The organism is Paenarthrobacter sp. PAE-2 (assembly GCF_026013155.1).
Lineage (GTDB): Bacteria > Actinomycetota > Actinomycetes > Actinomycetales > Micrococcaceae > Arthrobacter > Arthrobacter ureafaciens.
On sequence record NZ_JAPDNV010000002.1, the window covers coordinates 114684 to 126334 of the forward strand.

Consider the following 11651-nt stretch of genomic DNA (forward strand, 5'->3'; position numbering starts at 1 on the left):
GGCGTCGCTACAAATTCCGCCCCTTGCCTATCCGGCCGAATATAACAAGGCTTCACCGTATTACTTCCGAGTAGTAGATTCTGCGCTACCGCGCCCGGCCACCAGATACCGGGTCCGATCAGGGAGATGCATGAAATGCACACAACGCACCATCTGCTAACCAGGAAAAAGTTCAGGGTCCTCGCTGCCGGAGCGGCAACGTCGGCCCTTCTTTCTGTCGCGCTCACGCCGCCGGCACTGGCTGCCACTGCCACGGACACACAAGCGTTACGGGATGCTGTCTCGGCAGGCTCAATCGTCGATCACCTTGAGCAGCTACAGGCCATCGCGGAGGCCAACGACGGCAACCGCACCGCAGGTTCCTCCGGCCACGAGGCTTCTGCCGAGTACATTGAGTCCCAACTGAAGGCGGCCGGTTACACCCCGCAACGGCAATACTTTGATTACGTGAAATTCAACCTCACCGGCGAGGCCTTCGAACGGCTGACACCAACACCCCGCACGTACACGGCAGACGAGTTCGCGGCCATGTCCTACTCGGGTTTCGGCGATGTCAGCGGCACCGTAACGGCAGTAGATATCAACTTGTCCGGCGACCGTGCTTCCACCAGCGGTTGTGAAGCTGCTGACTTCGCAGGCTTTACAGCGGGGAATATCGCCCTCATCCAGCGCGGCACCTGTCCCTTCAATACCAAGGCCGTGAACGCCCAAGCTGCCGGAGCCTCGGCGGTCATCATCTTCAATCAGGGAGACGCCGATGACCGGCTGGACAGGGTTGACGGGACCTTGGGTGCTCCGACTGCGGATAACCCGGAGGTAACCATCCCGACGGTAGGCACGAGCTTTGCCGTTGGTGAGGAACTGGCCGGACTACCGGGAGCCACCGCACGGGTTATGGTTTCCGGCGACACTGAGCCGATAAAAACCTTCAACGTCCTGGCCGACACCACGGGCCGGACTGACCGCACCGTGCTGGTGGGCGCACACCTGGACTCTGTTGCCGAAGGCCCCGGCATCAATGACAACGGCTCCGGCTCGGCAACCATCCTGGAGACTGCCCTGCAGTTCTCGAAGCTGGGAATCACCCCCGAAAACAGGGTCCGGTTTGCTTGGTGGAGCGGTGAAGAGGACGGCCTGATCGGTTCCGACTACTACGTGGCGCAGCTCAGCAAGGCAGACCTTAAAAACCATGCCCTGAACCTGAACTTCGACATGGTTGCCTCACCGAACCCCGTCCGCTTTGTTTACGACGGTGACGGCAAGCAGCTCGGTACGGCCGGTCCCAACGGTTCCGCGCAGATCGAAAAGACCTTCCTGGACTACTTCGCCTCGCAAGGGTTGGCTACCGAACCCACGGAGTTCGACGGACGTTCGGACTACTTCGGGTTCATCGAGAACGGCATTCCTGCCGGTGGCCTGTTTACCGGTGCCGAGGAGATTAAGACTACCGAGCAAGCTGCCGTCTATGGTGGCACGGCCGGTGTTGCCTATGACCCCTGTTATCACCAGGCCTGCGATGACATCGACAACATCAACACAGCTGTTCTGGAGCAAATGGCGGACGCCGTTGCCCACGCTACGTTGACGTTCGCCATGACGCAGTCCGCGGTCAACGGTACGGCCAACGGCAAGGGCGGAAAGCTGAGCATGGAGTTCAAGGGCAGCAAGGCAGTCCGCTAGCCTTCCTACCCGGTCCCGGGCGGCTGCAGGTCTACCGAGAGGTGGATCTGCGGCCGCTCGCTAGTAGTTCCTGCGGTGCTTCAACCGGGGTATGGCAATGGCGAAAACGATCGCCGCGGCAAAGCCCAACAAACCGGTCGCCCACACCCCGGCTGCGAGGGAAACGGCGGCCGTCAGCCCAGAGAGCAGCACCGGCCCGCCGGTTGCCCCCGCGTCGGCGATGAAGCGCCAGATCCCCAGGAAATGGCTCCGCCCGTTGTCCGGTGAGAAGTCGGCTCCCAAGGTCATGATCAGCCCGGAGCTGATGCCGTTGCCGAAGCCGATCAAGAGTGCCACCAGGAGCAGCGGAACAAACGCGCCCGTGAACGGGATCAGGACCAGTGCAGCGCCCATGATCACGGTGGACGGCACGGCCACCCATTGCCGCCCCTTGCGATCCATGAGCTTTCCCGCCGGGTAGAACACCAGCATGTCGATCGCGCCGGACAACCCGAAGATCAGCGAGGCGTGAGTCGCATCCATCCCCAAGTGGTCAGCCCACAGCGGGATAACCACCTGCCGTGATGCCCTCAGTGCGCTGAGCAGCAGTATGCCGAAGCCCACGGACAGGAACACCCCGGCATGGGACGCGGCAACCTGCCGGAGCGTCGATGCCGGCGGTACCGGTCCGCCGTCGGACGTTCCGGGAGCCACGAGGTCCGGGATGGTCAGCGATAACGCTGCGGCCGCCATCATCCCGGCAAAGCCCACCCAGTAGGCTCCGCTGATTCCGGCGAACTGCATGACGGCAGCACCGATGAACGGACCGATGAAGATGCCGATCCTGGTGACCCCGCCCAGCGTCGAGAGTGCCCGGGCGCGGTACATGACCGGCACGGCCTCGGTGAGGTACTTCTGCCGGGCAAGGTTGAAGACGCTGGAACACATGCCCACCAACGTCATCGACGCCGCGAGCAACCAGATACCGTGATCAAGTTGGGGCGCAAAAGCAGCTGCTCCCAGAGCCAAGGCCCCGGCCGCACCCGCTCCGACGATCGCCCAGCGTTCACCAAACTTGATAGTGATGATCGAGGCCGGAATGTTGAAGAGCCACGATCCAAGCCCGATCAACGTGACGATCAATGCCGAGACAGCAACGGAAGCACCCAGGTCCCGCGCTGACAGGGCGATGACCGGCAGCACAGCCCCTTCACCGATACAGAACAGCAGGGCCGGCCCGAAGGCCGGGAGGGCGACGCTGCGAAGGCTGAAGTTCTGGTCTGCTCGGGTGCTTGTCATCCCCTTCATCCTAGGACCGCACCTCAACGGTTTGGCTTCCGCCATGGACAAAGTGGTTGGAGCATACTTAGAGACATTGACCGGCAATGCACCTTGGTGAGGAGGATAAACGCGATATGTCAGTAACACGCGGGCGCTCTGGTAGCGCGAAGAGCAAGACCCATGCGGCCAACCAAGCCTTCACCTTGGGCAGCTCGGTCAAAGTCCGGTTCGGAAAGCGCACTTTCGATGCGAAAGTCATTGAGTGTCACAAGGACCGGGTAACGGTAGAGATCAGTATCGAAGGGGCAAGTGACCCTCTAATAACCTCCTACAGGTCGGATGAAGTCACGACCTAGCAGCGCGGTTGTTGCGGTCCCGGAGACCGGGACCGCAACAACTATCCCTCTAGCCGCGTGTTAGCGACGGAGCGCTACGGTCTTCATGCGGCCCGCCACAGTGAGCACCAGGCCGAGCAAAGCCAGTCCAGCGGCCCAGAGGATGAAGCTCTGGTTCAGCCCCGTGGCTGCCAGTCCGGCGGAGCTTGCGACGGCGGCAGTTGACCCTGCGCCCATCGCACCCTTGGTGCTGGCGGAGGCTGGGGTCACGGTGCCCACCATAGTGTGGTTGAAACCGGCTGTAGCGCCTGAGATACCGGTGTCGGAACCGGGGGTGGTGATCACAGTGTCGACTCCACCGGTGCTGCCGCCTCCGGTTGAGGGGCCCTCAGTGCCGGGAACACCAGTGCTGGGACCGCCGGTGGTCGGCGGAGTATCAACAGGCGGGTTCACAACAGGCGGTTCAACCACCGGAGGGTTCACAACAGGCGGTTCCACCACAGGAGGCTCAACTACCGGAGGGTTCACAACCGGGGGCGTTACCGTTCCAGCGGATTCCCCACCAATGCCTACCGAAGTCGATCCAAGGGTCAGCGGGGCGGTGATCGGAACGATGACCTGCGTTCCCGACAGGAGCCCGTTGTCCCCGGACGTTGTTCCGTTCGTACCCGGCGCTGCAGTTGCGGAGCCAGCCGACGTACCGCCGGAAGTAACGGCCGAGTCACCCAGCACACCGGCCGAAACCGAACCTACAGTCACCGGGGCCGTGATCGGAGCCACCACCTGGGTTCCGGAAGCAACACCATCAGAACCACTCGTCGTCGCACCCGACGCCGCAGGAGCAGAACCCTCCGGAGCTTCCGACGTACCGCCGGACGTAACGGCCGAGTCACCCAGAACACCGGCCGAAACCGAACCAACAGTCACCGGCGCCGTGATCGGAGCCACCACCTGGGTCCCGGAAGCAACACCATCAGAACCACTCGTCGTCGCACCCGACCCCGCAGGAGCCGAACCCGCGGGCGTGGCGGATGTGGCGGAGGAGTCGCCCCCTACACCCACGGCAGTGGCCCCGACATTAACAGGGACCGATATCGGAGCCACTACCTGAGCGCCGGACGCGATGCTGCCATCCCCCGACGTCGTTGCCTGCGCTGGCGCTTGAGCCGGCGCAGCCGTTGTTGCAGCGGGTGTTGTAGACGCCGATGAGTCCCCCAACAGACCCGCCGATGTTGAACCGACAGTCACGGGGACCGTCACCGGAGCAACTATCTGCGTGCCGGAGGCAATGCCATCCGACCCGCTGGTGCTCGCTGCCGGCCCTGTTGGGGCCGGAGCGGCAGTTGTAGCTGGGCCCGTCGCAGTGGAGCCCCCCAGCAGACCCACTGATGACGGGCCCAGGTTTATGGGCGCCGTAACCGGAGCGACAATCTGTGTCCCCGAGGCCACTGACGACGAACCGTCGGTGGTGGGGCTCGTCGATGCGCCTTGTGCCGGAGCGGCAGCCGGAGCAGTCGACGTCGCGGACGAGTCTCCCAAAAGGCCCAAAGCGGTTGATCCCACGTTGATGGGGGCCGTTACCGGAGCCACCACTTGTGTTCCGGATAGGACTCCGTCCTGGCCGCTCGTATCGGCGGCATTTGCAGCTGTAGCACCGACGGCGATCAGGCCCCCGGCAAAGCATGTGCCAATGAGGCACCTGCGGAATGTTGCATTCATTGTGATCTTCTCCTGAAGGTCTTTGTTCCCAGAGACCGCCCGATTGCCGGATGGTCCGATGTCCCGTCTGCCGTGCTCGCAGCAACGGCGCGGTGGGGGAACTAGTCAGGAGATGAGCCGGGATCAAAAGACACCGGCTTGGGATGCTGCTGGTCGCCTGCGGATGCGAGGCCGGAGATGAGGCTCGCAGGGATGATGAGACTGCCGGCGAGGACCGCCGCAGCCTGGTTCGGAGGGCCGTTGGAGGAAGTTCCCGAGCCGGCTGCGGCACCGGAAACGGGGGTACTCTCAGGGCCGGTCGGAAGGTCACCCGGGATGCCACCGCCGACGGCGGCAGGTACGGATGCGCTCGTCCCGACGGACACGGCTGCCTGGTTCCAGGAGGAGGTCAGCGGGAACCGCTGAAGACCCGGAACAGCTGAGCTTCCGGCAAAGAACGAGGTGTCGGTTGGCCCGGAATCGCCCGCCTTCGAGGCGACAGGGCTTGCCGTTTCAGGGCCGGAAGGAAGCACGACGGCGGGTGGTGCCGAGGCGATTCCCTCAGGACCCGCCGGGGTCAAAGGCGCGTCGGAACCGCCTGTCCCGGGGAGAGCAGGAAGCGCCGGGCCTTGTCCGGTCACTGGAGGAATGACTCCGTCAACGGGCGGAATCACTCCGTCGACCGGCGGAACCACGGTGTCCACGACGTCCACGATCGGCTGCACAACGGGCGAAGCTGCGTCAGTAACCGGCGCCAGGCCTATGGGCGTCACAACCTCGTTGACCGTCGGTACCAGTTCTCCGACGGCGTCATCCACCGTGCCCGTCACGGGCGTAACGGTCGAATCCACCACCTTGCCGAGGGTGCCCGGCGAAACAACTTCCTTGACCACCGGCAGGGTGCTCACGACGTTGTCCGTAGAGGCAACCACCTGCTCAACCACGGGTGTCACAGCGGGAACAGGCACAGCGACCCGGGTGGGCACCGCGGGCTTGATGGCCGCCGGCAAAGGAAGATCGGGCACCGGAACGCTGACTGTTGGGGCCGTCGACTTCGGCGACACGACGCCGCTGACGGCTGCTCCGCTGCTCTTTACCGCACCTGTAGTCGCGGACAGCGTCTTGTCCAGCTGTGCCGAGACACTGCCTCCGGCAGACGACACGGTGGAGGTCACTGAGGATGTCAGTTCGCCCAGGAGTGAGCCGGAGTTGCCCGTATCGGCACTGGCTGCGCTGGTGGAGAGTGCCACCCAAGCGGCAGCGCCGGCTCCTGCGATCATGACGGAGCGGAGAATCCGAGCAGCACGCGGGAACGCGTGTATGGCCTTCATCTCGACACCCCCCAGGTAGTCGCAAACCGATGGTCGACTTCATCCTAGGACCGGCTCAGCCTGCTAGTCCATGGTTTTTGGGGGTTTAAGGCGAAGTTTTTGTAAGTAACCTTTGCTTACGACGGGTAGAAGCCCGTTTTCTCCGGCCCGAAATCTGCAGCCGCTAGTGAGCCACCGGCTGCGCGCCCCTCCGCTTGGGTTTCCTGAAGCCGCTTGATGAACCAGCGTGATTGTTCCGGCCCATAGGGCAGCACGGGGATTGCCTTGGTGGCGTCGGCGGGCATATCCCGGATGGATTGCGTCGCCTGCCGGACAGCGGTGCTCATGGTGTTGGCCATGGTCTTGACGAACTCGTCGCTCGCGGGCTTTCCGTGACCCGGGACCAAGTGCTCGTAACGGTGGCGGAGCGCTGAAATGTGCCGCAGCACATCCGCCCATTCCTCGGGGTAGGAATCCTCGAAGGACGGGTGCGCCCCCTGCTCCACCAAGTCACCGACGAACAGGGTCGAGTTGGTGCCCACCAGGAGGTCGCCATCGGTGTGTGCCCGGCCGAGGTAGAACAGGGTGGCGGTGATTCCACCCAGATCCACCAGTACGGGCTGGTCGCGGACAATCGCGTTGGGGACAACGATCTCGACGGCGTCGCCCTCCCCCGCAGCCATCTCAGGCTCGTTGGTGGCGACGAAACGCCGCTGAAGGTCGCCGTCCTTTTCGATGGTTGCCGCACAGTTGGCGTGCGCCCAGAACTCTGTGACGCCGTCGTCCGCGAAAACTGCGTTACCGAAGAAGTGGTCATAGTGTGCGTGGGTGTTCACCACAACCAGCGGAAGCTGGGTCTTTTCACGAACTGCTGCGAGGATCTCGCGCCCTTGGCGTGGCCCGCAACCCGTGTCGATCACCATGGCGAGCTCGGAGCCCACCACTAGTCCGGTATTGAGTAAGGACCCCTCGGTTTCCAAGACGTAGTGGTCCGGTCCGAGTTCTAGCCAAGCTGACAATGAGTTCTCCGTATCCATGCAAATCCGGCGATGTTCAGGCCTCTACTCTACCCGCGCGAAGCTGGGAGATCGCGGAACAGACACCCCCGGACCTTGCGATCTACAGGATGGCGTTCATGATGTTCCAGCCCGAACCGACCTGGTATGAGCGGAAGAATCCGTTCGAACCGTAACCCTCGTAAAGGAACAAGTTGCCGGAAGCATTCCGTGCAAGCACGTCCATCTGGCCATCGCCGTTGAAGTCCCCCGGCCCTTCAATGGCCGTCATGACATCCCAACCCCAACCGATCTGCTTGGCTGGGAGCCAGCCACCGGCCCCGTTTCCCGGGTACAGCAGAAGCCCTCCGGAAGAATTGCGCGCCAGGACGTCGGCATTGCCGTCACCGTTGAAGTCGCCCGGGCCGTCGATGGCAGTCATGACATTCCACCCCCAGCCGATCTGCTTGGCAGCGAGCCAGCCACCGCTACCATTGCCCGGGTACAGCCAGAGGACGCCGTTACCGTCGCGGGCGATGACATCAGCTTTACCATCTCCGTTGAAATCACCGGGAGCTTCAATGGCGGACATGACGTTCCAACCCGAACCGATCTGCCTGGCAGCCAGCCAACCACCTGAACCGTTCCCCGGGTACAGCCACAATGCACCCTTGGAATCACGGGCGATGACATCAGCTTTGCCGTCACCGTTGAAGTCGCCCGGAGCCTCGATGGCTGTCATGACGTTCCAACCCGAACCGATCTGCCTGGCAGCCAGCCAACCACCGGAACCATTGCCCGGGTACAGCCACAACGCACCGGCAGTGTCGCGGGCCAGCACGTCAGGCTTACCGTCGCCGTTGAAGTCGGTGATCTTGGCCGGCGAAGGAGCCACCGGAGGGTTGCCATCGTAGGCAATCAGGGCTGCCGCGGCATCCACCAGCCCGGCTCCACATCCTCCGGTGCAACCGCCGGGAAGGGGCCGGGCACTCTCTTTGAGTTGTTGCTCCAAAGTAGCTGGAGCCAGGGAGCCTCCTTGCGCGGAGATCAGGAGAGCGGCCACACCGGACACGTGAGGGGCAGCCATGGAGGTTCCTTGCACGAACGCGTAGGCGGGCTCCGCCTTCCCGGTGGTGCCCGTGTTGTAGGTGGACAGAATCCCGCTCAAGGGGTCCGTTCTCATGTCGCCACCGGGCGCTGTGAGGTCTACGTTACTCCCGTAGTTGGAGTAGTACGCCCGGGCACCAGCCCTGTCGCTGGCTCCAACTGCAATGACATTTTCGCAGTTTGCAGGGCTGAAGTTGGCTGCAGGCTTGTTCGAGTTACCAACCGCCACCACCACGGCAGCCCCTGCATTGTGAGCGAAATTGATTGCGTTTTGGTAGGTGGCAGAACAGGTGCTGACGCCACCGATGCTCAGGTTGATGACTTTCGCCGGGTTGGGGTTGACCGGCACGCCCGCCACCACGCCACCGGCAGCCCAGACGATGGAATCGGCAATATCGGATGTGTAGCCGCCGCAGAAGGATATCGCCCTGACGGGAAGGATCTTCGCTCCGGGAACCACGCCAGTGACGCCTCGGTTGTTATTTCCCGCCGCTGCAATGGTTCCCGCCACGTGAGTGCCGTGCCAGGAAGATTTTTCGGCCGGGCTGTCTACCGCGCATTCATCTGCCGGAGCCCAGTCACCCATGTCAGTGGGATCGGGATCCCGGCCGTTCCCGTCGCGCGCGTCGGCTGCGTTGGCGATCATGTCGTACCCCGGGAGTACGTTGGCATCCAGATCGGGGTGCTGCGTGATGCCGGTATCCACTACGGCGACTACAACGCCCTCGCCGCGGGTGTAGTCCCAGGCACCTGTAGCGCGGATCCCGCCCGGGCTCTCCCACAGGTTCCACTGTTCGTTGAAATACGTGTCATTCGGTGCAGCAGCGATCTGCATGACCGTGTCCGGCTCGGCATAGGCGACGTCCGGATCAAGCCGCAGGGATTGCACGAACTTCTCGGCTTCGACTGCCGAAAGCGGCTCATCGAGCTTGACGACGTGCCCGCCGGTGGCCGTGTCCCGGAGGCCCTTTGCGGCGACACCTAGTTTTGATGCCGCATTGCCCGCTGCTTCTTCCGCTGCGGCTTTGACCGCTTGAACGGTGTTGTCTTTGATACCAACAATGAATTGGTCGGTCTTCACCTCGGCGGCAGGCTGCAGCGCCTGCGGTGCGGCCGGAAGAATGTCTCCGTCATCGGCCATCGCCGGCTGAACAGCAAACCCGCCTGCCAACCCGCCTGCCAAAAGGAGCGTGGCCGTGGCCATCCCCATAAATCTCAGTGATTGCTTGGCGGGGCTCGTAACCATGATTCGGCATCCTTGGGACAGCGCGACCAACCATGGCGGCGGATCGCGGGCAGACTGGAGACCACCAGCTGACCCCCACCGAATTGTAAGCAGAAAATCCGCCATCTCCAGTCGATGGAGATTTATGACGGTTTGCCCTTCAGGCTCAGGCCCGGGTGAATCCCATCTCAGCCAACCCGGATGTCCAGTCCCCGCTCGCAGCGACCGTCAGCGCTTGGACGTGAATCGGTTTTGGCGGCGCAACGTGCCCTTCGCCCCATTCACCTAGCAAAAGGTAAATCTCATTGTCCGGGTGCGCGGCTGCGAGCAACGGCTCCATGTGATTCTTGACGTGCGGCAGATCGGTGATGTTCTGCATGTAGGCAACAACGTTGCCCCGCGGCTCCTGGTACAACCCCAGAAGGTCAGTTGTTACGTCGGCGGGAAGCTGGCTCATGGGGTCGGGGCCTTCAATCCCGTAGCACACCTCGGCGAAGCGCTTAACGGCCGGTTGCTCATATTTGGCGACGTTGGTTTGCGGGTTGGAAACAATAGCCAAGGACCCAGGGAACTGTGCGGAGAAGAAGAGGGAAGCAAAGCCGCCACCCGATGCACCAAAGAAAACCAGCTTTTGCTCGCCCCAAGTACCCACGATGTGCTTGATGATGCTGAGCAGCTTCTGCTGGGTATTCATCCGCGAGTTGCCAACGAACCATCCAAGGTTCAACCGATCCGTCAGCACCAGGCTCGGGTCCGAGATGAAGATCCTGTTGACCGGCACGTCGGTGGAAACACCCATGCCCCCAAAGGCCGGAAGGGTCCACGACGGATCCACGGCGCCTTGGAAAAAGACGACCGTTGTGTCGGAGCCACGGTTTTGGCTGATGACGTCAATGGGTAGGCCGTTCTCGATGATCACCTGGTACCCGGGCGGAATCTTGGAGGTCTTCAAGAAAGCGTCAACGCCGCGGTATTTGGTGACCATGTGCTTTGAGGGGTCAACAACGCGCGGTCGGGTGGGGCAAGGGTGATCCTCGGCCCCGGAGGTCCCGTCCAGGAAGAATGCATCCCCGCAAAGTTCGCAAAAACCGAAGCCCATATCGAACGCGTATGCACGGGTTTCTTCGATGTTGTCCACTCTTGCCATCAGGACAACATACCGGAAGCCCGCGCACGGGAGCGAACTGCGGACCGGCTGTCCGAGGCACCACAGATCTGAAATCAGTCAGGCTCCTTGCTAGGCTTGGGTGATTTCTTTTCGGACAGCACAGGGGTTTCCATGCCAGGAATGTTCATCTACGGGAGCTGCGTTTCCCGGGACACAAAGCCGTATCTCGGCGACGATTGGACCATCTCCGACTACGTCGCACGGCAAGGCATGATCAGCGCAGCGTCACCGCGGGCAGTCCTGCGAGGCGAGAGCGCCCTGAAGTCCAAGTTCCAAAATCAGTGTGTCCGAAACGACATTCGTTCCACGCTGTTTTCTGCCATTGAAGCCGCCGCGCCGAAGACGGACGTCTTCGTGCTGGACCTGGTGGACGAGCGCCTGGGGGTTTACGACCTCGGAAACGGTACCTACGTCACCCAGACGTGGGAGCTTGAGGAAAGCAAACTCCTCCAGCAGCAGCAGACCAAGCCGCGCCTCATCCCTTTCGCCTCAGATGAGCATTACCAGCTGTGGACCAAAGCCGCTGATGTGGTCCTCGAACGGATCAAAGCCACGGGCCGTCCATTGATCGTGTTGTCACCGGAATGGTCGGAGACAGCAGACAACGGCCAAGAAAAGCTCCAATACCGCGGCTACTTCTCCTCCACATGGAACAAGCTGTACGCCCCCTACTTCGATCACCTGCGCAGCCGGGGATGCAACGTCCTCTCGGTGGGCCAGGACACGGTGAAGGCGGCAGCAGGGCACCAGTGGGGCTTGGCTCCCTACCACTACGTCGACGCCGTTTATCACCGCATGCGGGATGCCATCACGGCCGCAGTCGAGTAGTTAACGGGAAATGGGGCCGCACCTGCGGCCCCATTTCTTTTGCGT

General features: G+C 62.4%; 10 protein-coding genes. 4 read left to right on the top strand and 6 right to left on the bottom strand.

Annotated features, from left to right (window positions below):
• The first annotated feature begins 135 nt into the window (after positions 1-135).
• A complete protein-coding gene (locus OCL88_RS01560; protein ID WP_264961359.1) occupies positions 136-1680 on the top strand; it encodes a M28 family peptidase in 1545 nt (514 codons plus the stop codon).
• Between the two features lie 60 nt (positions 1681-1740).
• Here the strand turns inward: OCL88_RS01560 and OCL88_RS01565 are convergent, their stop codons facing one another.
• Positions 1741-2958 carry an MFS transporter gene (locus OCL88_RS01565; protein WP_264961360.1) on the bottom strand — a complete coding sequence of 406 codons (1218 nt, stop codon included), beginning with the start codon at positions 2956-2958 and terminating at the stop codon, positions 1741-1743.
• Between the two features lie 116 nt (positions 2959-3074).
• On the opposite strand from OCL88_RS01565, the gene OCL88_RS21235 reads away from it, so the two are divergent.
• Positions 3075-3296: a hypothetical protein gene (locus tag OCL88_RS21235; RefSeq protein ID WP_413775441.1), complete on the top strand. Its 222-nt coding sequence runs from the start codon at positions 3075-3077 to the stop codon at positions 3294-3296.
• A 60-nt stretch (positions 3297-3356) separates the two neighbouring features.
• On the opposite strand, the gene OCL88_RS01570 is transcribed toward OCL88_RS21235, so the two are convergent.
• The gene (locus OCL88_RS01570) at positions 3357-3773 is read right to left on the bottom strand and encodes a hypothetical protein (RefSeq protein ID WP_264961361.1); all 417 of its coding nucleotides are present in this window, start codon (positions 3771-3773) and stop codon (positions 3357-3359) included.
• A 67-nt stretch (positions 3774-3840) separates the two neighbouring features.
• Here OCL88_RS01570 and OCL88_RS01575 point away from each other — a divergent pair, with 67 nt between their 5' ends.
• Positions 3841-4386, top strand: coding sequence for a hypothetical protein (locus OCL88_RS01575; RefSeq protein ID WP_264961362.1), 546 nt, complete (start codon positions 3841-3843; stop codon positions 4384-4386).
• Between the two features lie 709 nt (positions 4387-5095).
• Here OCL88_RS01575 and OCL88_RS01580 read toward each other — a convergent pair.
• The 4 genes from OCL88_RS01580 to OCL88_RS01595 form a co-directional block, all read right to left on the bottom strand.
• The gene (locus OCL88_RS01580) at positions 5096-6304 is read right to left on the bottom strand and encodes a hypothetical protein (RefSeq protein WP_264961363.1); all 1209 of its coding nucleotides are present in this window, start codon (positions 6302-6304) and stop codon (positions 5096-5098) included.
• A 116-nt stretch (positions 6305-6420) separates the two neighbouring features.
• On the bottom strand, positions 6421-7320 hold the full coding sequence (locus OCL88_RS01585) for an MBL fold metallo-hydrolase (protein WP_264961364.1): 900 nt from the start codon (positions 7318-7320) through the stop codon (positions 6421-6423).
• Between the two features lie 82 nt (positions 7321-7402).
• Positions 7403-9631, bottom strand: a complete 2229-nt coding sequence (locus OCL88_RS01590; protein ID WP_264961365.1) for a S8 family serine peptidase — start codon at positions 9629-9631, stop codon at positions 7403-7405.
• A 145-nt stretch (positions 9632-9776) separates the two neighbouring features.
• Positions 9777-10757 carry a hypothetical protein gene (locus tag OCL88_RS01595; RefSeq protein WP_264961366.1) on the bottom strand — a complete coding sequence of 327 codons (981 nt, stop codon included), beginning with the start codon at positions 10755-10757 and terminating at the stop codon, positions 9777-9779.
• Positions 10758-10889: 132 nt separating this feature from the next.
• On the opposite strand from OCL88_RS01595, the gene OCL88_RS01600 reads away from it, so the two are divergent.
• On the top strand, positions 10890-11606 hold the full coding sequence (locus OCL88_RS01600; protein ID WP_264961367.1) for a DUF6270 domain-containing protein: 717 nt from the start codon (positions 10890-10892) through the stop codon (positions 11604-11606).
• The last annotated feature ends 45 nt before the right edge of the window (positions 11607-11651 follow it).

Bases quoted from the DNA above. Each gene is read 5' to 3' on its own strand.
- OCL88_RS01560 (WP_264961359.1), top strand. From the start codon at position 136: ATGCACACAACGCACCATCTGCTAACCAGGAAAAAGTTCAGGGTCCTC.
- OCL88_RS01565 (WP_264961360.1), bottom strand. From the start codon at position 2,958: ATGACAAGCACCCGAGCAGACCAGAACTTCAGCCTTCGCAGCGTCGCC.
- OCL88_RS21235 (WP_413775441.1), top strand. From the start codon at position 3,075: ATGTCAGTAACACGCGGGCGCTCTGGTAGCGCGAAGAGCAAGACCCAT.
- OCL88_RS01575 (WP_264961362.1), top strand. From the start codon at position 3,841: ATGCCTACCGAAGTCGATCCAAGGGTCAGCGGGGCGGTGATCGGAACG.
- OCL88_RS01580 (WP_264961363.1), bottom strand. From the start codon at position 6,304: ATGAAGGCCATACACGCGTTCCCGCGTGCTGCTCGGATTCTCCGCTCC.
- OCL88_RS01585 (WP_264961364.1), bottom strand. From the start codon at position 7,320: ATGGATACGGAGAACTCATTGTCAGCTTGGCTAGAACTCGGACCGGAC.
- OCL88_RS01590 (WP_264961365.1), bottom strand. From the start codon at position 9,631: ATGGTTACGAGCCCCGCCAAGCAATCACTGAGATTTATGGGGATGGCC.
- OCL88_RS01595 (WP_264961366.1), bottom strand. From the start codon at position 10,757: ATGGCAAGAGTGGACAACATCGAAGAAACCCGTGCATACGCGTTCGAT.
- OCL88_RS01600 (WP_264961367.1), top strand. From the start codon at position 10,890: ATGCCAGGAATGTTCATCTACGGGAGCTGCGTTTCCCGGGACACAAAG.